24 protein-coding genes are annotated in these 22866 nt (G+C 70.7%); 9 read left to right on the top strand and 15 right to left on the bottom strand.

Annotated features, from left to right (window positions below):
* Positions 1 to 73 precede the first annotated feature (73 nt).
* Complete coding sequence (locus HLK59_RS35300) at positions 74 to 2005, top strand: ABC transporter ATP-binding protein (RefSeq protein ID WP_171145687.1); 1932 nt, start codon at positions 74 to 76, stop codon at positions 2003 to 2005.
* 3 nt (positions 2006 to 2008) lie between these two features.
* On the opposite strand, the gene HLK59_RS35295 is transcribed toward HLK59_RS35300, so the two are convergent.
* From HLK59_RS35295 to HLK59_RS35285, 3 genes are all read right to left on the bottom strand, one after another.
* Positions 2009 to 2191, bottom strand: coding sequence for a hypothetical protein (locus HLK59_RS35295; protein WP_171145686.1), 183 nt, complete (start codon positions 2189 to 2191; stop codon positions 2009 to 2011).
* Between the two features lie 176 nt (positions 2192 to 2367).
* Positions 2368 to 3018, bottom strand: a complete 651-nt coding sequence (locus tag HLK59_RS35290; RefSeq protein ID WP_171145685.1) for a DUF899 domain-containing protein — start codon at positions 3016 to 3018, stop codon at positions 2368 to 2370.
* A gap of 78 nt (positions 3019 to 3096) precedes the next feature.
* On the bottom strand, positions 3097 to 4443 hold the full coding sequence (locus tag HLK59_RS35285; protein ID WP_171145684.1) for an amidohydrolase: 1347 nt from the start codon (positions 4441 to 4443) through the stop codon (positions 3097 to 3099).
* Positions 4444 to 4569: 126 nt separating this feature from the next.
* Here HLK59_RS35285 and HLK59_RS35280 point away from each other — a divergent pair, with 126 nt between their 5' ends.
* On the top strand, positions 4570 to 5520 hold the full coding sequence (locus tag HLK59_RS35280; protein ID WP_171145683.1) for an endonuclease/exonuclease/phosphatase family protein: 951 nt from the start codon (positions 4570 to 4572) through the stop codon (positions 5518 to 5520).
* A 33-nt stretch (positions 5521 to 5553) separates the two neighbouring features.
* On the opposite strand, the gene HLK59_RS35275 is transcribed toward HLK59_RS35280, so the two are convergent.
* From HLK59_RS35275 to HLK59_RS35245, 7 genes are all read right to left on the bottom strand, one after another.
* Positions 5554 to 7434: an FUSC family protein gene (locus HLK59_RS35275; RefSeq protein ID WP_171145682.1), complete on the bottom strand. Its 1881-nt coding sequence runs from the start codon at positions 7432 to 7434 to the stop codon at positions 5554 to 5556.
* Positions 7435 to 7650: 216 nt separating this feature from the next.
* On the bottom strand, positions 7651 to 8847 hold the full coding sequence (locus tag HLK59_RS35270; RefSeq protein WP_171145681.1) for an FtsX-like permease family protein: 1197 nt from the start codon (positions 8845 to 8847) through the stop codon (positions 7651 to 7653).
* Positions 8844 to 9542, bottom strand: coding sequence for an ATP-binding cassette domain-containing protein (locus tag HLK59_RS35265; protein ID WP_171145680.1), 699 nt, complete (start codon positions 9540 to 9542; stop codon positions 8844 to 8846). The genes HLK59_RS35270 and HLK59_RS35265 overlap by 4 nt, the downstream gene beginning before the upstream one ends.
* Positions 9543 to 9575: 33 nt before the next feature.
* Complete coding sequence (locus HLK59_RS35260) at positions 9576 to 11198, bottom strand: hypothetical protein (RefSeq protein WP_240982826.1); 1623 nt, start codon at positions 11196 to 11198, stop codon at positions 9576 to 9578.
* Between the two features lie 17 nt (positions 11199 to 11215).
* A complete protein-coding gene (locus HLK59_RS35255) occupies positions 11216 to 11389 on the bottom strand; it encodes a hypothetical protein (protein WP_240982825.1) in 174 nt (57 codons plus the stop codon).
* Positions 11390 to 12176: 787 nt separating this feature from the next.
* On the bottom strand, positions 12177 to 12908 hold the full coding sequence (locus tag HLK59_RS35250) for a hypothetical protein (protein WP_171145679.1): 732 nt from the start codon (positions 12906 to 12908) through the stop codon (positions 12177 to 12179).
* 44 nt (positions 12909 to 12952) lie between these two features.
* Positions 12953 to 13720, bottom strand: a complete 768-nt coding sequence (locus tag HLK59_RS35245) for a nucleotidyltransferase domain-containing protein (protein WP_171145678.1) — start codon at positions 13718 to 13720, stop codon at positions 12953 to 12955.
* Between the two features lie 120 nt (positions 13721 to 13840).
* Between HLK59_RS35245 and HLK59_RS35240 the strand changes: the two genes are divergently transcribed.
* Together HLK59_RS35240 and HLK59_RS35235 are read left to right on the top strand one after the other, a co-directional pair.
* Positions 13841 to 14452, top strand: a complete 612-nt coding sequence (locus HLK59_RS35240) for a hypothetical protein (protein WP_171145677.1) — start codon at positions 13841 to 13843, stop codon at positions 14450 to 14452.
* Positions 14453 to 14529: 77 nt separating this feature from the next.
* Positions 14530 to 15186, top strand: a complete 657-nt coding sequence (locus tag HLK59_RS35235) for a hypothetical protein (protein ID WP_240982824.1) — start codon at positions 14530 to 14532, stop codon at positions 15184 to 15186.
* Positions 15187 to 15201: 15 nt separating this feature from the next.
* On the opposite strand, the gene HLK59_RS51455 is transcribed toward HLK59_RS35235, so the two are convergent.
* Complete coding sequence (locus HLK59_RS51455; RefSeq protein ID WP_240982823.1) at positions 15202 to 15378, bottom strand: hypothetical protein; 177 nt, start codon at positions 15376 to 15378, stop codon at positions 15202 to 15204.
* A 456-nt stretch (positions 15379 to 15834) separates the two neighbouring features.
* On the opposite strand from HLK59_RS51455, the gene HLK59_RS50560 reads away from it, so the two are divergent.
* The 3 genes from HLK59_RS50560 to HLK59_RS51445 all read left to right on the top strand — a co-directional run bounded on the left by HLK59_RS50560 (position 15835) and on the right by HLK59_RS51445 (position 17175).
* Positions 15835 to 16155 carry a hypothetical protein gene (locus HLK59_RS50560; protein WP_206327971.1) on the top strand — a complete coding sequence of 107 codons (321 nt, stop codon included), beginning with the start codon at positions 15835 to 15837 and terminating at the stop codon, positions 16153 to 16155.
* An 81-nt stretch (positions 16156 to 16236) separates the two neighbouring features.
* Entirely contained in the window at positions 16237 to 16629 is a 393-nt protein-coding gene (locus HLK59_RS51450) for a RidA family protein (RefSeq protein ID WP_346779882.1), read from the top strand.
* Between the two features lie 87 nt (positions 16630 to 16716).
* Entirely contained in the window at positions 16717 to 17175 is a 459-nt protein-coding gene (locus HLK59_RS51445) for a GNAT family N-acetyltransferase (protein ID WP_346779881.1), read from the top strand.
* A 13-nt stretch (positions 17176 to 17188) separates the two neighbouring features.
* Here the strand turns inward: HLK59_RS51445 and HLK59_RS35215 are convergent, their stop codons facing one another.
* From HLK59_RS35215 to HLK59_RS35205, 3 genes are all read right to left on the bottom strand, one after another.
* The gene (locus HLK59_RS35215) at positions 17189 to 18202 is read right to left on the bottom strand and encodes a glycoside hydrolase family 6 protein (protein ID WP_171145675.1); all 1014 of its coding nucleotides are present in this window, start codon (positions 18200 to 18202) and stop codon (positions 17189 to 17191) included.
* A gap of 100 nt (positions 18203 to 18302) precedes the next feature.
* Positions 18303 to 19025 (bottom strand): aspartate/glutamate racemase family protein, encoded by a 723-nt coding sequence (locus HLK59_RS35210; RefSeq protein ID WP_171145674.1) that lies wholly within the window; start codon positions 19023 to 19025, stop codon positions 18303 to 18305.
* A 5-nt stretch (positions 19026 to 19030) separates the two neighbouring features.
* Positions 19031 to 20491 (bottom strand): NCS1 family nucleobase:cation symporter-1, encoded by a 1461-nt coding sequence (locus HLK59_RS35205; RefSeq protein WP_171145673.1) that lies wholly within the window; start codon positions 20489 to 20491, stop codon positions 19031 to 19033.
* A gap of 158 nt (positions 20492 to 20649) precedes the next feature.
* On the opposite strand from HLK59_RS35205, the gene HLK59_RS35200 reads away from it, so the two are divergent.
* Positions 20650 to 21318 (top strand): GntR family transcriptional regulator, encoded by a 669-nt coding sequence (locus HLK59_RS35200; protein WP_171145672.1) that lies wholly within the window; start codon positions 20650 to 20652, stop codon positions 21316 to 21318.
* On the opposite strand, the gene pip is transcribed toward HLK59_RS35200, so the two are convergent.
* Positions 21315 to 22286 carry a prolyl aminopeptidase gene (pip, locus tag HLK59_RS35195; RefSeq protein ID WP_171145671.1) on the bottom strand — a complete coding sequence of 324 codons (972 nt, stop codon included), beginning with the start codon at positions 22284 to 22286 and terminating at the stop codon, positions 21315 to 21317. The two genes, HLK59_RS35200 and pip, sit on opposite strands and share 4 nt — an antisense overlap.
* 228 nt (positions 22287 to 22514) lie before the next feature.
* Between pip and HLK59_RS35190 the strand changes: the two genes are divergently transcribed.
* A partial coding sequence (locus HLK59_RS35190) for an RNA-binding S4 domain-containing protein (protein ID WP_171145688.1) occupies positions 22515 to 22866 on the top strand: 352 nt, incomplete at its 3' end.

The following is a 22866-nucleotide window of genomic DNA, read 5'->3' as shown; positions in this document are numbered from 1 at the left end:
GTGTCTGCGCCCTGCCCCCGGCACCCCCCTCCCGCGATAGTGGCCCTCCGTCCACGAGCGGGGGAGGTCGACGGTGAGGAAGAAACGGGACGTCAGGGAGCCCGAGCTGTCCGAGTCCGAGCGGCTGCTCTTCGGCGGACCCCTGCGGTACGACACGGGCTGGAACAGCCACTCCGACGCCCGGTTGCAGCTGAGCTTCCGGGCCATGGTGCGCCAGCTGCCCGCACTGCTCGCGCTCAGTTTCCGGCTGGCCTGGCAGGCGGACCGCAAGGCCGCGCGGGTCGTGCTCGGTGCCGAGGCGGGCCGGGGTCTGGCGCAGGCGGTGAGTCTGCTGGCCGTGAACAGCGTGCTGGGGCGGCTGATGGGCGGCGGAACGATCGAGGAGCGGCTGCGCGGTGCCACTCCCGCCCTCGCCGCCATGGCCTGCGTCATGCTGGTCTCCGCGCTGCTGCGAGCCGCGTCCACGTACGCCACCGGCCGCCTCGAACCGAAGGTCGAGCGTGTCGCCACCGAGCGCTATCTGGAGCGGGCCGCGGCCGTGGAGCTGGCCGCCATCGAGGACCACGCCTTCCACAAGCTGCTCGACACCGCCCAGTACGGCGCGACCTCCGCCCGCCGCATGATCGCCTACGCCACCCGGGTCATGAACGGGGCGATCTCCCTCGTCGCGGCCGCCGGTGTCCTGACCGTGCTGCACCCCGCCCTGCTCCCGCTGCTGGTGACGATGACCCTGCCCAGCGCCTGGAGCGCGCTGACCGTCGCGCGCCGCCGCTACGAGTCCTTCCACACCTGGGTGCAGCACGCCCGCGCCGGCCATCTCCTCAGCGGGCTGCTCACCGAACCGGAGTCCGCGCCGGAGATCCGGCTGCACGGCGTCGGACCCTTCCTGCTCCACCACTACCGTGCGATGTCGGAGGTCGCGGAGGCGGAACAGGCCCGACTGGCGCGGCTCGCGGCCCGTACGGGACTCATCGCGGCCTCCTGGACCGGGATCGCGACGGTGGCGACGTACGCGACACTCGGCGGTCTGCTGCTCGCCGGGGCCATGGCGCTCTCCGTCGCGGGTACGGCCGTGATCGCGATCCGCTCCGGCTCGTCCAGCCTCGACAGCCTCGTCCTGGAGCTGAACCAGCTCCATCAGGAGGCCCTGTTCGTGGGCGATCTCCAGCGGCTGTACGTCGAGGCGGAGAAGCGGGCGATCCCGGTCGGCGGCCAGGAGCTGCCCGAGGATCCCCGGGAGATCCGGTTCGAGAACGTCACGTTCAGCTATCCGGGTGAGTCCGCCCGGCCCGCCCTCGACGACATCACCCTGGCCCTCCCCCTCGGCCGGATCGTCGCGCTCGTCGGCGAGAACGGCTCCGGCAAGACGACCCTGGTGAAACTGCTCTCCGGTCTCTACACACCCGACCGGGGCCGGATCCTGTGGGACGGCGTGGACGCGGCCGGTGCGGACCGGCGGCTGCTCGCCGAGCGGATCGCGATGGTGGCACAGGACTTCAAGCGGTGGCCGTTCACGGCCAAGGTCAATGTGGCGGTGGGCCGCTCGGGCGCGCCCCTGACCGAGGAGCGGCTGGCCGACGCGGTCGCCGAGGCCGGGGCCCAGGAGGTGGTGGCCGATCTGCCGCGCGGCCTGGACACCCTGCTGGCCCGGCACTTCAGCGGCGGGCACGAGCTGTCGGGCGGGCAGTGGCAGCGCCTCGGTATCGCCCGGGCCGCGTACCGCCGCGGTCGCATCCTGATCGTGGACGAGCCGACGGCGGCCCTGGACGCCCGGGCCGAGCTGGAGGTCTTCGAGAAGATCCGCGCCCTGGCGGGCACGGGACAGACGGTGGTCCTGATCACCCACCGGCTGGCGTCCGTGCGCCACGCGGATCTGGTGCACGTGCTGGAGCAGGGCCGGCTCGTGGAGTCCGGCACGCCGGAGGAACTGCTGGCCACGGGCGGGGTCTACGCGGAGCTGTACTCGCTCCAGGCCGACCAGTTCACCGCGCCGAAGGCGAGCTGACGCTCACGCGACGGCGTCGGCCTCGCCGCCCCGCACGATCACCAGGAACGTGTCCGTCGCGAGGTCCATCACGACCTCGGCGGGCATTCCCTCAAGCCGTCGCGCGTGCGCGAACTCCTCCGCCGGCCACGAGCCTCGCGGCCCACCTGCGGGAAAGCGCTCGAGCACGGTCCGCCCGTTCACCATCCTGCACCTCCGATAAAGCGTCGCTCTTCTAGGAGTTAACGCTCTAAAGGGCCCGACCGGCTCGCTGAGTTGCGGGACTGAGACGTAGTTGACACGGGTTCAGCGCGCAGCGTGAGAGTTCGATTACCGAACGGTCACTTCCGCTACCGTTCGTGTCACTTCCACTACCTTCCGTGTCAGTTCTCGTACTCATCGTGATAGCGAACGCGCTCACTCCCCGCGGGCGCCCCCAGCGCGGTGAGGTCCAGGAGGCTGGTGGTGGAGCCGAGTCCGTCGAGACCTCGTTCGTACGTCGAGTAGGTGTGGAAGACCCGGTCCCGGTCCCGCAGGAAGCAGCTCACGCCCGGCCGCTCGAAGGACTCCCCCTCGTGCTCCAGGGTCACCTCGAAGTCGTGGTTGAAGTCGCTGCCGTACGACGAGTACCAGGGCACGGTCCATCCCATCCGCGCCTTGAACGGCAGGATCCTGGTGTACGGCGCCCTGGACACGGCCGCGAAGGTCGTCCCGCGTGCGTTCAGATGCGCGAGATGCCCGATCTGGTCCAGGAACGCCGAGCAGCTGCGGCAGCCCGCGTCCCATTCGGGCGCGAACATGAAGTGGTGGACGACGAGTTGGTCCCGTCCCTCGAACAGGTCGAGCAGCGTGGCCTTCCCGTCACCGCCCTCGAAGACGTACTCCGTGTCGACCTCCACCATCGGCAGCGCGCGCCGCTCGGCGTTGAGCGCGTCACGCGCGCGTGTGGCCGCCTTCTCCTTGACCAGCAATTCCCCGCGTGCCGCGCGCCACTGCTCACGCGAGACGATCTCCGGAAGCTCCGGAAGCGACATGGCTCCTCCTGCTGCGACGGTCCGTTCAGGGTGGTGACCGCGGGCAGCAGCGGAACTCATCGCCGTATCGGAGAATTCTTATGTGTCGTAGTCCTGGATGCGCCTGCCGTGGCTGCGGTCGAGGAGGGCGGGCATCCGCTCGCCCAACTCCCGGACGACTTCCGCCACATCGACGGTCAGCAGCGCGCGGTCGCGCATCAGGACCCGGCCGTCGACGATCGTCGTGCGGACGTCGGAGGCGCGGGCGCTGTGCACGAGGGTGGCGGCGAGGTCGTGGACGGGCTGGGTGTGCGGGCCGCTGAGATCGACGAGGACGATATCGGCGCGCCGGCCGGGGGCGAGGGTGCCGAGGGTGTCACCGAGCCCGACCGCGCGGGCGCTCTGGAGCGTGGCGTGGTGAAGGGCCTGGCGGGACGTCAGCCAACGCGGGTCGCCGGTCGTGGACTTCTGGACGAGGGCGGTGAGCGCCATCGACTCCCATACGTCGAGGGAGTTGTTGGAGGCGGCGCCGTCCGTGGCGAGTCCGACGGGGATGCCGAGGTCGTGCAGGGCGCGTACGGGTGTGGTGGTGGGCCAGGCGAACTTGAGGTAGCCGCGGGGTGCGGTGGCGACGGCGACGCGGCCCGTGGCGTTCTGGAGGACGGGCAGGTCGCGGTCGAGGATGCCGGTGCCGTGCGCGATCAGGACGTCGGCGTCGAGGATGCCGGTGCGGGCCAGGACCTCGATGGGGGTGACGCCGTGGCGTTCGAGGCTGGTCTCCGCCTGGTCGCGGTTCTCGGAGGCGTGCAGGTGGACGGGCAGTCCGTGCTCGCGGGCGAGTTCGGCGGTGGCGGCGAGGTCGGTGTCGTCGACGGTGTAGGGGGCGTGCGGGGCGAGCGCGGTGGTGATGCGGCCACCCGCGGCGCCTCGGTGCCGTAGCGCGAACTCCAGTGATTTCTCCCGCCCTTGGGGACCCTGGGAGGAGAAGTAGGCCTCGCCGAGATGGGCACGCATCCCGCACCCCTCGACGACCGAGGCGACCGTGTCCATCGAGAAGTAGTGGTCGGCGAAGCAGGTGACACCGGCGCGGATCATCTCGGCGCAGGCGAGCCGCGCGCCCAACTCCACGTCCTTCGCGGTGAGGTTGGACTCGACGGGCCAGACGACGTCGTTGAACCACTCCTCCGTGGGCAGGTCCTCGGCGACACCGCGCAGGGCGACCATCGGGGCGTGGGTGTGGCAGTTGACGAGTCCGGGGAGGGCGACTTGTCCGCGGGCGTCGATGAGTTCGGCGGCGGGCGGGGTTTCGGGGGACGTCGTGACGGACTCGATGACTCCGTCTCGTACGACGATCGTGGCGTTCTCCTCGAACCCGATGTGCTCCTGATCGTCGTGCACGAGAACGGTGCATCCGGTGATGACGAGGTCGGCGGGAGAGTCGGTCATCACGCCAACGTACGACGGCGTCCTCGCGCCGCGTGAGCCGAACCGCGCATCCTGTCCCGACTCTGTCGTGAGCTCGGCCGGACGAGCACCCTGGCCTCACCACAGTGTCTGTGAAGGGGGACCGGCATGGTCATCGGCACCTGGAACCTGGAGAACCTCTACCGGCCCGGCGGCCCGTTCGGCCCCAGGGACAAGACGGCGTACGAGACGAAGCTGGCCGCTCTGGCCGAGGTGATCACGGGGCTCGATCCGACGCTGCTGGGCGTGCAGGAGGTCGGGGAGCCGGAGGCGCTGCGGGATCTGGTCGGCATGCTGGGCGGCACCTGGCACACCGCGCTCTCCCTGCACCCGGACGGCCGGGGCATCCGGGTCGGCTTTCTCAGCCGCACGCCGTTGGAGGTGCTGCACGACACGACCGGGTTCCCGGCGAAGCTGCGCCCGGTGCAGGCGGACGACAAGGGGCTCGCGGTGGCGGAGGCGGGCCGTGGCTTCCTGGCGGTGGAGGCGGCCGTGGAAAGCGGGCCGCTGCGGGCCGCGGTCTGCCATCTCAAGTCGAAGCTGCTGTCGTATCCGGGCGGCCGGTTCCAGCCGCGCGACGAGGGTGAGCGGGCGCGGTTCGGCGCGTACGCCCTGTACCGGCGGGCGGCGGAGGCGACGTCGCTGCGCGCGCTGGCCGACGAGTTGCTGGACGGTGACGGCCGCGAGCGGGACGTGGTCGTGCTGGGCGATCTCAACGACGAGGTCCAGGCGGCGACCACGCAGATCCTGCTCGGCCCGCCCGGCTCCGAACTCGGCACGCCCGGCTTCGACCGGCCCGACGGGGGCGATGCGGTACGGCTGTGGAACGTGGCTCCGAAGATCCCGGCCGAGCAGCGCTTCTCCCGGGTCAACTCCGGGCGGCGGGAGTTGATCGACCACTTGCTGCTGAGCCATCGGCTGGTCCGCCGGGTGACGGCGGCGGGGACGGGGCTGCCGGGTGAGGAGTCGTCGCGGCTGCCGTCGGTGGGGGTGGATCCGGCGGAGCGACGGGAAGCGGCGGGGTCGGATCACGCGCCGGTGTGGGTACGGGTCGCGTAGCGCGGCCTTGGCGGGGCGCAGAGCGTCGTGGGGCTATACAGCCAGGGGCAGCTCAGGCAGTCGTAGCCCCACCCGTTCGCGGTCCTCGGCCAGTTCCTCCAGCAGCTCCGTGAGACGTTCTGTGTGGTGCGGGGTGAGGCGGCCCGAGTCGTCGAGGTGGACGGCGCAGGCGGTGATCGTGTCGACGAGGCGTTCGAGGGTGGCGACGATGTGGTCCGCGCCTTCCGAGTGCCGGGCGAGCGCGGGGAGTTCGGCGGCGGCGAGGGCGATGGCGGTACGGGCCTCGGCGAGCGTGCGGTAGGCCTCCCGGCGGAGCGTCCAGCGCAGGGCGCGGGGGTCGGAGTCGCCCCGCGGGTCGGTGTCGGCCTCGCGCAGCACGTGGTCGAGGTACGCCTGGGCCGCGCCGCTCGCCGCCGTGAGCCGGGCGCGCACCGCGCCGCCGCGCTGTCCCGGCATCGGGAGATGGCCGACGAGGAGGACGATCGCGCAGGCCAGCAGGGTCTCGCCGATCCGCCCGGCGGAGGCCTGCGGTTCGCCGCCGACCATGACCAGGGCGAGCACGAGGACGGTGACGACGGCGGTCTGGGCGGCGAAGTGCCGGGTGGCGACGGGGATGAGGGCCCCGCTGACGGCGACGAGCGCGATGAGCCCCTCCGGCCTGGGCAGCACCGCGGCGAACCCGGCGAAGACGAGCGCGCCGAGGACGGTCCCCGCGGCCCTGCACAGCACCCTGGACGCGAGGGGTCCGAGGTCGGGCTTGACGAGGAAGGCGGCGGTGGCGGGCAGCCAGTACCAGTGCTCGTGCTGCCCGTACCAGCGGGCGTGGTGCAGGGCCTGCGCGACGGCAGCGCTGGCCCCGAAGCAGAGGGCGACCCGCAGCCCGTACTCACGCCCACCGGCTCCGAAGACGGCCCGCAGCAGGTCCTTTCCGGTACGCCGACGCGTGTACAGATCGCTCCCCTCGGCCTGGTCGAAGGCCTCGGCGGCACGCAGGAGGGCGTCGTCGAGGGCCCGCAGCCCGGGCGCGGAACGGGTGGGCGCGGGCAGCGGCCCGGTATGCGTGTTCTCCCGTACGGCGGTGGCGAGCCGTCGGGGTCCCGCGGACGCCCGCCCGGAGCCGGCCTCCCCCGCCCACGCGAGCGCGGTCGCGGCCTCGGCGAGCGGCAGCGCGGCGGCGTACTGGGCGTACAGCCGCCGCTCGGCGGAGGAGCTGGCGTACCGGCGCAGCCGCGGTCCGGCGAAGGCGTCCTGCGCGTGGTCGAGCGCGGCGGTGAGCGCGACGCGCCGGGCGGTGGCGTGCGAGGTGCCGACGGCGTCGAGGAGCTCCGCGACGGCGTCGTAGACGGCTGCCACGGCCTCCCGCTCGCCGTCGAACCGGAAGTCCCCGGTGAGCGAACCGGGCGTCGGCAGCGCGAGCCGCAGCCCGAGCAGCCAGCCGGCCCCGACGAGGTAGGCGAGGGCGCGCTGCCATCCCTCCTCCGGCAACGGCATCCCGGCGCCGATGGCGCACGCGACGAGCAGTTGCGTACCGCCTCCGGAGGCGACGGGCCCGATGGCGCTCACCCCGCCCGCGACAAGCCCGACGCCGGTGAGGAGCAGGCTGAGCGCCACGGCCCCGACATGATCACCGGCGTACGTCCCGACGAACATCCCGACCGCTCCGGCCAGGGCCGGCATGCCCAGCCGCTTGACGGAGGTCCGTCGGCTGCCGGGGCGGTCGTTGACGCCGGCGAGCATCGCGGCGATGGCGGCGACGACACCGAGCGAGGTGCGGTCCGCGAGCACCGCGGCGAGGAGGAGCGGCCCGGCGGACAGCGCGCCTCGCGTGACCGCGCTCCAGGGCACGGGGCCGCGCTGGGCGCGCAGGGTGTGGTCGAGCCAGGGCGGAAGGCTTCGCAGGGCGGCGCGGGACACAGGGCTCCTGTCGGCTGGTCGAGGGCGGGGGCTGCCTTCGGGCGACGGTGGCCGGGCGGTCGGTGTCCACGGTAGATCGCGGTCTTGGAGGGGATGGGGCTGTTGTATTTCGGGGATGTGACGATGCTTGGAAAGGCCACGTTCTTTATGAACGCATCTACGGAACGGGCCTCAGCACGTCGAACTTGTCGGTCAACCGTGCGTCGAAGGTGTCGATCAACCGTGCGTTCGTGCCGTGAGGTACGGATCCCGGCGCAGGACCTCGCGGGCGCCGAGAAGGGTGCCGACGGCGAGGCCGAATGCCGGAAGCAGCAGGGCGGCCCCCACCCAGGCCGGCCCGGGCAGGGCGTCCGGCAGCGTGATGGGCAGTCCGAGAGTGTCGCTGAGCGGTCCGGCCAGCGCGACGGAGAGCCCCGTGCCGACGCCCACGCCGACCACTCCGGCCACCCCTCCGGACAGCGCGGCCTCGCCCAGCAGGATCCGCCGCAGCTCCGCTCGCCCCGAGCCGAGGATCCGCAGGATCGCGAACTGCCCGATCCGCGCCCGCGCGCTGTCCGCGGCCCGCACGGCACCGAGCCATACGGCGCCCAGCGCCAGGACCACGACCCCGAAGCGCATCGCCAGGTCCGCAGCACCGAAGAGACCCGGCAGGTCACGCACCCGGTCGGAGACGGCGGACGCCGCGAACCCGTCCTCCTGGAGCGACTTCACGACGCCCGCCACCTGCCGCTGGTGCTCGACCACGACCACAGCGGACTGGGCGCCCTCCGTGTCACGGAAGACGTCCGGTCGCTGCCCGGCACGTGCCGCGGCCAGCGACGCGGCGGTGCCCTCGGAGAGATAGGCGACGCCCGGCCCGTCCGCCTGCCAACTCGGGTCGTACAGGGCGACGATCCGCAGTTTCACGACCTCGGTGGTCCCGGAGCCGACGCCCGTGGCGCTGGTGTGGCCGAAGGCAACGGTCTTCCCCAGCATCGGAGCGAAGTCGGTCCCCTGGGCGGTGGCGGGAAGGACGACCTCGTCCGCGCCGAGTTCCCGGGGGATCGAGCCCGCGGCGACGGGCAGGTCGTCGGCCGGTGTCAGGGTGTGGCCGGTGAGGTCGTACGTGCCGTCCTCCTCCGCGTACAGGGTGGCGGAGTAGTCGGCGACGACCTGACGCACACCGGGCACCTGCGCCGCTTCCCCCAGGCCGGTGGTGGTGAGCGAGCGCACGGAATCGTCCCCTTCGAAGGAGGAGAGCTCGACCTGCGTCAGCCCTCCCGACCCGAGAACGTCCCGTTCCACGGCACCCGCGGCACCCGCCGCCACCCCCGCGGCCGTGGTCAACAGCGCGGCCAGGACGGTGAGGGTGGGCAGGGCCCGACGCAGCGAACGACCGTCGCGCTTCCAGGTGTAGAGGCTCCAGCGGCTCATGTCAGCTGCTCCTTGGGGGTGTTCGCCAGGTGCACCGTGGAAAGCACGCCGTCCTTGAGCACGTACCGCTGATCGCAGGCTTCGGCGACCGCGCGATCGTGCGTGACGAGCAGGATTGCGGCCCCCTCCTCAGCACACGAACGCAGCGCCGCCATGACGGAGTTCGCGTTCTCCGGGTCAAGCCCCGAGGTCGGCTCGTCGGCGAGGATGAGCGCCGGCAGCTTCACCGCCGCCCGCGCCACGGCGATCCGTTGCCGCTGTCCCCCGGACAGTTCGCTCACCGGTGAGTCGGCCACCCCGTCCAGACCAAGCTCCCCCAGCAACGCACGGGCCCGATCCCGCTCCCGACCCATCCGCGGCCCGAAGGCCGCGGCGACGTTCTCCCAGGCACTGAGAAACGTCAGAAGCCCGAGATCCTGAAGAACGATCCCGATCGAACGGCGCCGCAACAGGTCCCGCCCTGCCTCCGTCAGAGCCCGGGTGTCCGTGCCCGCAACACGCAGAGAGCCTTCGTCCGGCGTGAGGATCAGCCCGAGAAGAGCCAGCAGGGTGCTCTTGCCCGAACCGGAGGGGCCTTGCACGGCTGCCATCGTGCCCGCGTCGAGAGTGAGGTCGGCGTGGGTCAGACCGCCGCCGGAGGCGTAGGTGAAGCCCAGGCCTTCGGCCAGGAGGGCGGGCGGTGATGCGGTGTTCATACGAGGGGTGCTCCTGCGATGTGGGGTGCTGGGTCAGGCAAGGAGGTAGTACGCGGCCCTGGTGGCCTCCGCGGAAGCCGTGCCACCGGGCGTGGGCGCGTACAGGTCCCGGAATCCGGCGTCGCGGTAGCGCTTGAGCAGTCCGGGAATCTCGTCCCACAGGGTGGACGGAATGTCCTGATCGGAAGCGAGGGAAGCCTGAACCGCGTCGGAGGCGGTCACCAGGTCCCCGTCTCGCAGGGCCTTGCGCGCCTGTGCAACGAGGTCGGCTCCCTCGGTCAGCCGTCGCGCCTGAACGTCACACTGTGCGTCGGCCAGTACCACGACGATGTCCAGCGAACGAGAGGAGAGCTCGGCGTGCCCGTCCGTCGGCAACGCGACAGAGCTCTGCTGACACTTCAGGCCGAACTCCGCGCGAGCCGCCATGGCCCCGTACCACTGGCGTTGGTTCTCTTCGGTCAGACGTGCCGGCACTCGCAGCCGGGCGGCTTCCTCGGCACCCTTGTCCGCCTGCGTTCCGCAGGCCAGGGACAGGCGATGGCACGTCATGGCCAGAGGGATACGGTCGGATGGTTCGAGACCGGGGTCCGAGCCCAGTTGTCTGAGGCGTTCCGTCAGCCACTTCGGCGCGCGCGTGTACTGGGCTGCGGCGGTCAGGGCTCGTACGGCGTTGTACGTGGCGGTCAGTGTGCCCAGCTGGGCCGGGGACTTGGCGACGAGACCGTCTGGACGCACGCTTCCCTTCCGGGTGGGGAGCAGCGCGGAGGCATCGGCGCCGGCGACGGTGAGCGCACGCCGGACCAGCCAGCGTGTCTGGGTGTCCGGGTCGTCGAGGGCGCTCGCCAGACAGGTACGCGTCTGCTGTGTCAGCCGATGACGCAGCAAGGTGAGAGCGGCTCGCTGGATCGGTTCGAGAGCGGAGCAGTCGGACTTCAGCAATGCGTCGGCGTCCCGAAGGGCCCGTGTCGCACGGGCGTGTACTCCGGCGGTGCGCAGCGCCTCGACCGCATAGAGCACTGGTACAGGCTGTTCGGCACGCGCGGTGTCAGCTGCGAGTCGGTCCAACGCGGGGCGCGGCACGTCAGGGCGGCGGTCCAGGCAGGTCATCGTCTGCAAGAAGGCGGCACGAGTGGCGAGCGAGGTGAGGGCGTCGTCCTCTCTGTCGGGTGCGCGCAGATAGGTGAGTGCCTCGCTCTCGGCCCGCTTCCGGAGTCCGGCACGCTCAAGGACTGCTGTGGCATCGATCGTCTTGGAGTCCGTCAGCGACAGGCACACGTAATGCGCCTGCCAGGCAGGCGTGTCCATGGTGTCGTGGCGAGCGAGATCCGCCAGGGCGCCGTACCGGACCCCGGGCACCGGCGCAGCACTCCGGTGGCCCGTGGGAACCGCTGCCTCCAAGCGTCCGTAGGCGGTCGGGTACAGAGCCGGGTCCTGCCCGACATCGGTTCGCGAGGCACGTACGAGGTCGTTGGCCCCGCGCAGGGCGTCGAGTTGCTCCGCCAGTTCGCCGCCGGGTCGATCGGGCCGCTCCACCGGCCCTCCGCCGATGACGAGCGAGGCGCCGAAGACCGCCACGGAGACAGCGACTGCTGTGGCGGCGAACACACCCCTGCGCCCGCGCATGGGGTCGTCTCGCAGAAGACTGTTGTGCTTCATGCGGTGCGAACCGCCAGTCAGTCGTTGGCGCAGGCTGACGCGAATGCCTTGACTCCGGCATGGAAAGCGCCGCCGTCGGAGCAGGTGGTGATGCTTGTGTTGATCGAGCCACCCGGATCGGCGATTCCGGTGATGTCAGCGATCCAGGTGTTCTTGTTGGTCCAGCTGACCTGACGGGTGTTCTCGCTCACCGGTGTGCCACTCGGGCTCAGGGAGAGGGTGGCCTGCCAACCGTTGGCTTTCACCGTGGCGGTGTTGGTGATCTTGCTGACCTTTTCACTTGCTCTCTCCCCGTGTTCTTGATGCAGTCGCGGTCCGGAAGGCGGGCATATGCCCTCGACCGGGTCCCGGACTGTACCTGCGAGAGAAAGATTCACAAGCGACTGAAAAGCAACGTATCCGTAGGTCTGATGCTGTGCGTTACGAACGAGGTGATCCGATTACCCGCCAGACCCAACGTTTCGCCACACGCAGTTCTTGCCTGAGCCGACCGTGCGTGCGGCGCGTCCGTGGGCTTCTTTCGGCCAGCCGGAGGCGGCGTTCTTCATGCCTGCGGGTGACTCACAGGGTTCCCGTCGCGGAAACGGGAGCGGGCCCGAGGGCGTAGCCTGCCCCCGGGCCCTGTGAATGCCGTCCATTTCGCACGCCGGCACACTTGAGAACCCAGATCAGTCGTAATGTCGTCGCGTCCTGCCTTTGGACCACCGCACATCGAGCTGTGCGGACTGGACTTGAACCAGCATCTCGACGCCCTGGGCCTGGGCCCGGTCGATCCGGCGATCGACGGCGAATGCTGAGTCTGGAGCAAGAGTCTGAGATTCAGCGCGGTCTGCCTCTGCCAGTTGGGCTACCGCGGCGCGTTCTGGTGCCGCGGGGAGGACTCGAACCTCCACTGGAACCGCGCGGTCACGACAAGCTTCAGCTTCAGCTTGCGCTCCTCGCGCACCCCGGCCGCAAAGGACCGGGGATTCTCTGAGATTACCCGAAGAGGTAACCGAACACGGCGTCCCCGACCCGCTGATCGACGACGTCCACGCCGTTCGCCTCTTCCCGGGCGAACTTCACGGCCTGCTGCAACTTCTCGACCCGGTCGAGGAGTTCATTGACCCGCCGCGCCGGAAGCGCACCGGAGAACTTCACGGTGGTCCAGTATCCGATGGGAATGTCCTCGTAGTAGACCTCGACCTGAGCGGGGTGCTTCTCGGTCGCCTCGGCCTTCACGTGGTTGCGGGGCACCTTCTTCGTACGGAGGGTCCGCACCGGCTCGGTCTTCCAGGAGTCCGTGGACGGGTCCTGCACCCACCCCTCGGAGGCGTCGAGCACGGGCAGCTTCCGCACGAACGTGTTGAGATCGACGAGCTGCTTCTCCAGGAACAGCAGATACGACACCGGCACATCGGCGACGAGCACCCGCCCGTCCACCTTCACATCCGCGCGCGCGGCACAGTTGGCCCAGTCCTTCGTGGCGGTCACATCGAACAGCCGCGTCAGCGTCGCCGCGGTCTCCCGCAGCACGTCCTCCGCCTTCACCTGCACCCGAGTCGACTCGGGCGGCAACTGCTCGCCCTCCTCGTCCTTGGGCTGGTACGTACGCGAGATACCCGCCAGCAACGCGGGCTTCTGCAGCCCGTGGTGAGCTGCCGTCAGGTCCTGGTGCGCCTTGGACTTGACGCCTTTCTCGACTGCGATGATCTGATTGAGTTTCGCCACGTCGGGGACAGTACCAGCGACAACGACCGTATTTCGAAGGGTTATTAGCGCCCGGAACTCCGCAGCAGGAGGGCCTCCGCCTCGCCGACGGCAGCGGTCAACGCGTTCGGATCCGTCACCAACCTCCCCACAACGGCGTCGATTTCCCGCAATCCGGCCCGCTCCAGGAGTCGCTTCTCATTGGTCACCCATTCTCCCCGCGCCGCCAACACCCCGTGCCCGGCTTGTACGGCAGCCGTGGCGATGGCCCCCGCCACCTCGGTCACCCGGGCGGCGGGGGCGTGGTTGGCCTTGGCGTAGGCGAGGGTGGCGCGCGCGGTGCCGTGCCAGCGGTCGCGGGCGGAGAGCCTCAGCTTCTCGGGGTACGCGGGCGGCGTCGGCAGTTCGCCCCGCAGCACCTGGTTGATGGCCAGCTCCGCCACCACCAGATAGCTCGGGATCCCCGCGAGATGGAACATCAGCGGCTCCACGCGGAAGCGTCCCGCCTCCGCCTCCGCCAACTCGTGCTCCACGACGTCGAGATCGCGGTAGTGCACGTCGACCCGCCGCCCGTCGACCGTCAGCCACGCGCCCCCGTTGAAGACGCCGCCGCCCCAGCCGCCGACGTCCGACACCTCGCCCTCCCAGTCGAGGGCGCGAAGGTCGGCGGGGTCGAAAGGGCCGCGGTAGTAGACGGCGAGGTCCCAGTCGCTGTCCGGCCGGTTCGTGCCCTGGGCCCGCGAGCCGCCGAGGGCCACGGCGTGGACGGTGGGGAGGGCGGCGAGGCGGTCGGCGGTGGTGTCGAGGAAGACGGAGTCGGGGAGAGTGGGCATGGGTCGCAGCGTAGGTGGGCGGATGACATAGCTCCATGCGGTTGCGCAGCCTCACATCGACGGCCGAAGTAGTCGTCCCCCACTGCGACTTGCCCTACTGTGGGTGCGGGGAGAGTGATCATGGCATTCAGGCAGCGCAAGCGGCGTCGACCGAGCGGTCCGTCGCAGATCACGGCCAGGCTGGCGATCCCGTTCGTCGGCGACATCACCGGCACGTGGGAACCGGCCGACGCGGAGCGCAGCGCGGCCTGGGAGCTGTACCTGGAACTCGTCACGCGCGTGTCGGTCGAGGAACTCGACGCCGAGGAGGGCTTCCTGAGGGAGGCGCTGTCGTCGTTCTACACGTTCTTCGACACCACCCGCGAGATCCTGCGCCGCTACGGCCCCGAGGTCGCCCCTCCCCTGGCCCCCGGCCACGTCAGCTTCGGCGTCCTCGCCGTCACGGTCCTCAACCGCGTGCTGCGGCCCCTGCTCTCCTCGTGGCATCCGCGACTGGCGGCCTACGAGTCCCAGCGCCCGGAAGGAACGGATCCGGTGGCCTGGGAACGGCAGTGGGAACACGCGGACACCCTGCGCGCCCGGATCGCCGAGGTACGCGCGACCCTCGCCTCACTGGCGGAGAACCTGCGGGAGGTGGCGGACGTCAGCGACCTGATCCACCTGCCGGCACCACGCTCGCCAGGAAGCGCAGCCCCCACGGGCCGGCCCAGCCCGCAGAGTTCCCAGAGCTAGGGCGGGCCTCGCCTCATTGTCAGTGGCACGCGTTATCAATGAACTCGTCACTCAGTGTTACGACGGGGGAGATTGTGATGACGCACGACGAGACATGCCGACAGGACGGCGCTGACGCCCCGCCGCGCAACACCCACCTCTCCACGGCCGGTCTGCGGGCCCGCGGCTGGACCGCCAGGATGGTGCGGCAGTTGCTCGGCGAACCCGATCTGCTCCGGGCCAACCCGTACTTCCGGACGGCTCCGCCGACTCGCCTCTACCGCGTCGAGCGGATCGAAGCCGTGGAGGCGAGCCCGGAGTTCAGAGCGGTGTCGGCGGCGACCGTCCGTCGATCCGTCGCGGCGAAGGCCGCCGTACAACGCAGGCGGCGCGAGGTGCTGGCACGCATCGCCGCCGAACCCGTCGACGTCCCGCACCTGCCACCCGACCGGCTCTCCGCGGCGGCCGCCGCGCATCGCAACCGCCGGGACGAGGAACGGTCGCACGAGCGCGAGAGCACCGAACCCGAAGCGCTCGCCCGGTGGAAGGTCGACTATCTGCGTCACCGGCTGACGCGCTACGACGAACTGCTCAACGGACTGCTCGACGGACTGTCCGGAAGAACCGGCCGCGCCGCAGCGGAGGAGTTGCTACGGCGGAGGGTCTACGCCGCGATCGCCGAGGCGTACCCGGACCTTGCGCGTGAGTGTGAACGACAGCTGCACGAAAGGGAGTTCGGCCCACCGCAGGTATGACACGCGGGGCATCCGTCATGCCTCCCACAGATCGCGATGCCGGTGCCGGGTCGGCGGATGGTCCAGATCCTCGGCCCACAGCGGCAGCGCACCCGCGGGTGCCGCCCGCAGCTGCCGTCGGGCGGAGGTGCGGAAGACCTGGAGGGCGGCTCTGGCCCGGCGTTCGTAGGGGCTGTACCGACGTTCGTTCATGGCGCGGGAGTACGTGTACGAGGTGAAGCTCCGCCCGGCGAGCCTCGGCACAGGGCGGCGACCCTCGCGCGCCGCACGAGTCAACTCCGCTCCTGAATAGCGAAGTTCGGTGACGGTATGGCCCGTCCAGGGGCCGTGCAGACCGAGCGGCCAACGTGCGGGCAGAGTGCGTTGGCGGTTGGGGACGTGGTGAACGGTGCGTGACATGGCAGACCTTCCGCGGCCCACCGGAGTGTCCGGTGCGGCGCTAGAAGTCCGCTGCCGTGAAACGTCCCAGGTGCTTGTCACGCATAGCGGGAGGCTCGCATGCGCGGGCCGCGCTGTCGAGTGGTTATCCACAGGCGGCGTCCGGCACGGGCGATTGTCAGTGGGATGCGCTTCAATGGGAGATGTCGTCACGGAGAGTTACTGAGGGCCACGGCCGAAGGGCCGTGGTGTGTCGCGGGGGAGGTAGTGATGGCGATGGTGATGGTGATGGGTCGTGGGGAGCACGAGGAGGACGGGCGCCGGTATGTCTCGCTCGTCGGCCTGCGGATGCGGGGATGGGCGGCCGGAGGCATGGTGCACCGGCTGCTCGGGCCGCCGGACCGGCTGAGCGTCGATCCGCGTGTCCGAGCCGCGCTCCCGGTGCGTCTGTACCGGCTGGAACGGGTCGAGGCGGCCGAGCGGAGCCATGAGTTCCGGTCCGGCCCGGGGAGGAGATCGGAGCCCGACCGGGAGAAGGCGCTCGCGGGGATATCGGCGAGGGGAAGATCGAGGGGATCTGGAGGATCCTGAGGCGGAAAATCGGATGCGGCCCTGGAACACGGCTTGGATGATCGCGAAGTCGGCCGTCCTCCGCCCACTACTGGAGCCCTCGTGATCCGTCGCGTCACCGCCCTCTTCCCGCCGCCCACCTACTCCCACGCCTCCGTCGTGGAGGCCGGCACGAAGCTCGCGTTTCTCGCCGGTTCCGTGCCGCTCGACGCCGAGGGCAGGATCGTCGGCGAGGGGGACCCCGTACGGCAGGCCGAGCAGGTGATGGCGAACCTCCAGGAGCAACTGAAGGCGGTCGGAAGCGACTTGGCGCACGTCCTGCACACCGAGGTGTACGTCGTGAGCGGTGAGACGTCGGTGCTCTCCGCCGTCTGGGAGGTCGTGGAGGCGTCCGGCCTCAGCACCGGCCCGCACTCGTCGACACTGCTCGGGGTGGCCTGCCTCGGGTACACGGGGCAGCTGGTGGAGATCACGGCGACGGCCGTCGTGCCGTAACCGACCTCGCGGCCCCTGAGGCGACCGCCGTCGGCGGCGCGGAAATGCGGTGCGATGGCGGTCGGCCCCCTGGCAGGATCCCGTCGGGTGACCTCATACGACTCCACGATCACCCTGCGCCGGGCGACCGCCCCCGACGCCGCCGCCACCGCCGACGTCTGGCTGCGCTCCTTCGCCGCCGCGCTGCCGACCGTCGTGCGGCCTCGGTCCGACGACGAGGTGCGGGACTACTTCCGGGAGGTGGTCGTGCCGCTGCGGGAGACGTGGGTGGCGGACGCGGACGGGATCGTGGGCGTGATGGTGCTGAACGGCGAACTCCTGTCCCAGCTCTACATCGCCCCCGACTGGCGCGGTCGCGGCATCGGGGACCGGTTCGTCGAACTGGCCAAGGAGCGCAGCCCGCAAGGCCTGCACCTGTGGACCTTCCAGGTCAACAAGCCCGCCCACCGCTTCTACGAGCGGCATGGCTTCGTCGCCGTCGAGCACACGGACGGCAGTGGGAACGAGGAGCGGGAGCCGGACGTGCGGTACGTCTGGCAGCCGTAGGGCGCGGGCGGGGTCAGCCGGCGGCGTTGCGGGCCAGTTCCAGTGCGTACGACGGCCACCAGCCGCCCGCCGGTGGGCCGCCCCGGCACGCCCCGTCCGACTCGCCGGGCCGTTTGATCCACAGGTAGGCGTCGAGGAGTGGATTGCCGGTGTCCGTGGTCGGTGGCTCGCCGAGGGCCCGGCCTGGCGGGTTGCACCAGGAGTCGGGGGTGCCGGTGTAGGGGCCGTTGCCGTTGCGGCTGGTGTCGATGACGTAGTGCTTGCCGCCGAGGTACTGCGACAGTGCGTCGCCGTATGTGGAACTGGCCGGGTCGGTCTGGAAGTTGGAGACGTTGAGCGCGAAGCCGTCGGCCCGAGCGATGCCCGAGGCCTGCAAGGAAGTGACCAGGCGCCAGGGCTCCGGGATCCAGCCGGAGTTGCCGGCGTCGAGGTAGACGCGGGTGTGCGGGTGGCGTTCGAGGCGGTCGACGGCGTAGGCGAGCAGGGCGTGGCGGTCCTGTGCCTCGACCCGGGTGCAGCCGGACACGACCTGGGCGACGGCGTCCGGTTCGACGATCACGTAGGCGCCGCGGTCGCCGAGGGCGGCGGCGAACTCGTCGACCCAGGCACGGTAGGCGGCTGCGCTCGGGGCACCGCCGCTCGAGTACTGTCCGCAGTCGCGGTCGGGGATGTAGTAGGCCACCAGTACGGCGATGCTCCCGGCTTGTGCGGCGGCCGTGGTGCGGGCCCGGACGACAGGGCCGGGGTCGGGCCCGTGCAGCCACTCGGCCTGGGGCCGTGCGGCGATCCGGTCCATCAGCGCGGCGTCCTCGGCCCGCCCCTGAAGCCGCCACTCGGTCGCCTGTCGGGCGGCCGGGGAGTCGGGGTCGGTCCAGAACGGCTCGGGCACATCGCCCGAGGCGCCTGTGCAGCACAGGCCGACGAGCAGCGTGGCGAGCAGAGCGGCGAGGAGCGTGCGGGCCGTCGCCGCCGGTCCGGATCCGTGGGAGGCACGAGAGCGGGGCGCCCAGGACAACGACCTGCCCATGGGGCGACTCCGTTCCCGCCGTGAGGCGCCTCGTCCTCACGGGAGTCTGCGGCCGCGCCGCTCCCCCACCGGACGTGTCGACGGGCAGGTCGCGCCAGGATCACCCCGACGGAGGCCGGCCCCAGACCCGCCCCTTGGGCAAGGGCCCCGCATAGCCACCCACCTTGCTGGTCCGCAGCCCCAGGCTCACCAGCGACTCCGCCAGCTTCACCGCCGCACCCACTCCGTCGACCACCGGCAGCCCGAGTTTCTCCCCCACCACCCGTTGCAGCCCCGTCATCCCGGCGCAGCCCAGCACCAGCACCTCGGCGCCGGCCTGACGGGCCCGTTCCGCGGCGGCGAGGAAGGCCGCCTCCGTACGCGTGGCGTCACCGAGATCGAGGACATTCAGTCCCGTGCCCACCACGGCGGCGCAGTTGCGGCCCACGCCCGCCAGTTCAAGGCTGTCCTCGATCTGGCCGCAGGAGCGTTCCAGTGTGGTGACGACCCCGTAGCGACGGCCGAGGAGACATGCCAGATGGGCCGCCGCCTCCGTGATGTCGACGACCGGGACGTCCACCAGCTCCCGGAGGCCTTCCCGCCCGTGCTCGCCGAAGCCGGCCATGACGACGGCGTCGTACGCGGGACCCTGATACGTCCGCAGGAGGTCGATCACCGCGGCCGCCGAGAGGTAGCTGTCGAGCCAGCCCTCGGCCGACTCGGGCCCCCACTGCGGCGTCAGCCCGGTCACGGAGGTGCCCGGGCCTGCGGCGGCCCGGGCACCTCGTACGATCTCCTCGGTCATCTCCTGCGTGGTGTTGCAGTTGGTGACGACGATCCGCACTCCGCTCAGACCTCCGCCGCCTCGGGAGAAGTTCGATCACTCCGGCACAGGACCGCGTACAGTCCCGCCGCCAGGGCGGTGCCGATGAACCAGGAGTACGGCGCCACATCGCTGAACGTCTTCACCAGCGCGAGCACCGCCGCGACGCCCGCCGCCGGCAGGAACGCCCACAGGGCCTTGGGGTTGACGCCCTTGCGGTAGTAGTAGCGGGAGCCCGGTGTGGCGTCGAACAGTTCGTTCACGTCCACGCGGCCCTTCTTGACCCAGTAGTAGTCGAGCATGATCACGCCGAACAGCGGGCCCAGGAAGGCTCCGAGGCCGCCGAGGAAGTAGTTGACGACCGTCGGGTTGGAGAAGAGGTTCCAGGGGGTCACGAGCAGCGCCGCCACCGTGCTGATCATGCCGCCGACCCTGAAGGTGATCTTCTGCGGCCAGACGTTGGCGAGGTCGTACGCCGGGGAGACGAAGTTGGCGACGATGTTGACGCCCATGGTGGCGATGGCGAAGGTCAGTGCCCCGAGGACCAGGACCCAGGTGTTGCCGACCTTGGCCACCAGCTCCGCCGGGTCGGTGATCGCCTCGCCCCACACCTCAAGCGAGCCGGCGGTGACGATGACGGAGACGACCACGAAGGCCGTGGAGTTGATGGGCAGGCCCCAGAAGTTACCGCGCCGCACCGTGCGGTAGTCCGGCGCAAAGCGCGAGAAGTCGCAGAAGTTGAGCATCAGCGTGCCGTACGTGGCGAGGATCAGGCCGATCGCGCCGAACCACTGCCGCCACTGCTCGCCGACCGAGACCGGGTGCGGGGTCGAGGTGAGCGAGATGGTCCAGCCGGCCTTGGACAGGACCCAGATCGCCAGCGCGATCATCACCAGCCAGATCGCCGGTCCGCAGAAGTCCTGGAACTTGCGCACCGACTCCATGCCCTGGCTGATGATCAGCGCCTGGACGAGCCAGAGGGCGAGGAAGGAGACCCAGCCGAGCGCGTCCAGGCCGAGGAAGGAGTTGTGCGTCCAGGACTCCAGGCCCGGCCAGGCGGCCAGCAGCATCACGTTGACCGCGACGGAGGCCAGGTAGGTCTGGATGCCGTACCACATGATGGCGATGACGGCCCTGATCAGAGCCGGGATGTTCGCGCCCCACACGCCGAAGCTGATGCGGCTGACGACGGGGAAGGGCACTCCGTGGCGCTGGCCGATCTTCCCCATCCAGTTCATGCCGACGTAGATGATCACGAAGCCGACGAGCAGGGAGGTGAAGACCTGCCACACGTTCATGCCGAGGACGAGGAGACCCGCCGCGAACGTGTAGTTGCCCAGGTTGTGGACGTCGGACATCCACATGGCGAAGAGGTCGAAGACCTTCCAGTTCCGCTTGCCGGCGGGTGCGAGGTCTTCGTTGGTGAGCCGGGGGTCGGGGACGAACGCTGGCGCGCCGGTGGCTTCGGCGTGGTCGGCGAGGGACACGGGGGGCCTCCAGGGACGGGGAGAGGAGGGCGACGGCCGTTTGGTAACCAGTTTTGGTATACCAAACTGCGGTCATAGTCCTCCCGTCAAGCGTTCTGACCGATGTCGTGTTCGTTAACGCTCCGTAAAACACCTCCGGAGTCGGCGAAGATTGCTCCATGAGCTCCACGACGAAGATCGAACCCCTGGGCGCCGTCCGCGAGCGCGTCCTGGCCACACTGCGGCAGGAGATCATCTCGGGCCACCTGCGGCCGGGCGACAGACTCGTCGAGCGGGAACTGGCCGAGCGCTTCGGGGTCTCCCGGGTACCGGTCCGCGAGGCGATCCGGGCACTGGTGACCGAGGGCTTCGTCCACTTCGAGACACCCCGCCGTACGGTCGTGCGACGGCTGACCCCGAAGGACGTCAAGGAACTCTTCGAGCTGCGCGAAGCACTGGAGGTGTACGCCGCCGCGCTCGCCGCGGCCCGTGCGACCCCGCAGGAGCTGGCCGAGGTCGAACAGCTCCTCGACCAGGCGGCCACGGCCACCGAGGCGGGCGACGCGGAGACGATCACGGACATCAACAGCCGACTGCACGACCGGATCGTGGCGATGGCCGGCAACAGCCTGCTGATAGAGGCCCTCGAACCGGTCGCGGGCCGACTGCGCTGGATGACCCGACGTAACGAGGAATGGCCCCAACTCCTCGTCGAGCACCGCGAGTTGTACGAGGCGATTGCCTCCGGCGACCCGGAGCGGGCCCGCGCGCACGCGCTCGCCCATGTGCGGACCAACTACGAGTCGACGGTCCGCCAGCTGTTCGGCGAGAACGCCGAGCTCACCTAGCCGAGCTCATCTGTATACCGACGCCCGTACTTGTCCGTCGCCGCCACCATCGCCTCCGCCACCCCCGGCGCCCCGGCGTTGTGCCCGACCTCGTCGATCACCACCAACTCGCTTCCCGGCCAGGCGTGATGGAGCCGCCAGACGATCCCGGCGAGGTTGCCGAAGTCGAGGCTGCCCTGCACCAGCGTGCCCGGGATGCCCTTCAGCAGGGGTACGTCACGCAGTACGACCTCGTCCTCGCCCAGGAAGTGGCCGTTGCCCCAGTAGTGCGTGACCGTGCGGGCGAAACCCATCCGGAACCCGGGGTCCTCGAAGCGCTCGACCGACCGGGGAGGCGCCGGAATGGTCGCCGTCTCCCAGTCGGTCCAGGCCCGTGCCGCCCGCGCCCGCACGTCGGGATCGGGCGACTCGACGAGCCGGTTGTAGGCGGCGGCGAGGTTCCCCGACCGGTCGCCGATGGGCAGCTCGCCGACGAACCGCTCGAACGCCTCCGGAAAGATCTGCCCCAGCCCTCTGGTCAGCAGGGCGACTTCGGCGTCCGACCCGGTCGCGACCCCGGTCAGCACCAGCTCGCTCACGGCCGCCGGACGCGTCTGCGCGTACCGCAGCCCCAGCACCGACCCGAACGACACGCCCCACACCAGCCACCGCTCGATCCCGAGGTGCTGCCGCAGCAGCTCCAGATCGGCGATGAGGTGCGGCATCGTATTGACGCCCATATCGGTGCCGTACGCGCTCGCGGGCGGCGTCGAACGCCCGGCGCCCCGCTGGTCGAGCAGCACGATCCGGTACACGGCCGGGTCGAAGAGCCGCCGGAAATACGGCCCGCTGCCGGACCCCGGCCCGCCGTGCAGCACCACCGCGGGCTTGCCCCGCGGGTTCCCGCAGGTCTCCCAGTGGACACGGTTGCCGTCACCGACGTCGAGCATGCCGTGGTCGTACGGTTCGATGTCCGGGTAGAGAGGCATCCGGCGACCCTAACCCCGGACGACGAACCAGTCGTCCTGATGACCACGGGGTCCGGCCGCAGCGGCCTCAGGTGGTCGGCTCAGGCTCCCTGCGGAAATCCTGTCGGGTCGGGTGTGCGCGGCGACTATCGTCGGGGCATGGCTGCTGAACGTGCTGATGACGGTGTGGGTGAGGCTGCGGACGCGAACCGCCGGGCTCGGACCGCCGTGACGGGAACGGCGACCGGGATGCCTGGTGGCCCCCCGGACGCGAAAGCGACCGTGGCCGTCGATCCGAACGTCGCCGCCGCGGTGGCCGCCGCCGAGGCCGCCGGTCCGCAGACCGGCGAGACCGTCCGCGTCGACAGCTGGATCTGGTCCGTACGCCTGGTCAAGACCCGCTCCGCCGGCGCCACCGCCTGCAAGGGCGGCCACGTACGGGTGAACGGCGACCGGGTCAAACCCGCCCACTCCCTCCGCGTCGGCGACGAGGTGCGCCTGGTGCACGAGGGACGCGAGCGGATCGTCGTCGTCAAGCGCCTCATCCGCAAGCGGGTCGGCGCCCCGGTCGCCGTTCACCCGTACGTGGCCGCCCTTGCAG

The organism is Streptomyces sp. S3(2020) (assembly GCF_013044505.1).
Classification (GTDB): Bacteria; Actinomycetota; Actinomycetes; order Streptomycetales; family Streptomycetaceae; genus Streptomyces.
Note: the sequence above shows the minus strand (reverse complement) of the source record. Positions and strands in the feature narration are given on the sequence as shown.

Bases quoted from the DNA above. Each gene is read 5' to 3' on its own strand.
- HLK59_RS35295 (WP_171145686.1), bottom strand. From the start codon at position 2,191: ATGGTGAACGGGCGGACCGTGCTCGAGCGCTTTCCCGCAGGTGGGCCG.
- HLK59_RS35290 (WP_171145685.1), bottom strand. From the start codon at position 3,018: ATGTCGCTTCCGGAGCTTCCGGAGATCGTCTCGCGTGAGCAGTGGCGC.
- HLK59_RS35285 (WP_171145684.1), bottom strand. From the start codon at position 4,443: ATGACCGACTCTCCCGCCGACCTCGTCATCACCGGATGCACCGTTCTC.
- HLK59_RS35280 (WP_171145683.1), top strand. From the start codon at position 4,570: ATGGTCATCGGCACCTGGAACCTGGAGAACCTCTACCGGCCCGGCGGC.
- HLK59_RS35270 (WP_171145681.1), bottom strand. From the start codon at position 8,847: ATGAGCCGCTGGAGCCTCTACACCTGGAAGCGCGACGGTCGTTCGCTG.
- HLK59_RS35265 (WP_171145680.1), bottom strand. From the start codon at position 9,542: ATGAACACCGCATCACCGCCCGCCCTCCTGGCCGAAGGCCTGGGCTTC.
- HLK59_RS35260 (WP_240982826.1), bottom strand. From the start codon at position 11,198: ATGAAGCACAACAGTCTTCTGCGAGACGACCCCATGCGCGGGCGCAGG.
- HLK59_RS35245 (WP_171145678.1), bottom strand. From the start codon at position 13,720: ATGCCCACTCTCCCCGACTCCGTCTTCCTCGACACCACCGCCGACCGC.
- HLK59_RS35240 (WP_171145677.1), top strand. From the start codon at position 13,841: ATGGCATTCAGGCAGCGCAAGCGGCGTCGACCGAGCGGTCCGTCGCAG.
- HLK59_RS35235 (WP_240982824.1), top strand. From the start codon at position 14,530: ATGACGCACGACGAGACATGCCGACAGGACGGCGCTGACGCCCCGCCG.
- HLK59_RS51455 (WP_240982823.1), bottom strand. From the start codon at position 15,378: ATGAACGAACGTCGGTACAGCCCCTACGAACGCCGGGCCAGAGCCGCC.
- HLK59_RS50560 (WP_206327971.1), top strand. From the start codon at position 15,835: ATGGCGATGGTGATGGTGATGGGTCGTGGGGAGCACGAGGAGGACGGG.
- HLK59_RS35215 (WP_171145675.1), bottom strand. From the start codon at position 18,202: ATGGGCAGGTCGTTGTCCTGGGCGCCCCGCTCTCGTGCCTCCCACGGA.
- HLK59_RS35200 (WP_171145672.1), top strand. From the start codon at position 20,650: ATGAGCTCCACGACGAAGATCGAACCCCTGGGCGCCGTCCGCGAGCGC.
- pip (WP_171145671.1), bottom strand. From the start codon at position 22,286: ATGCCTCTCTACCCGGACATCGAACCGTACGACCACGGCATGCTCGAC.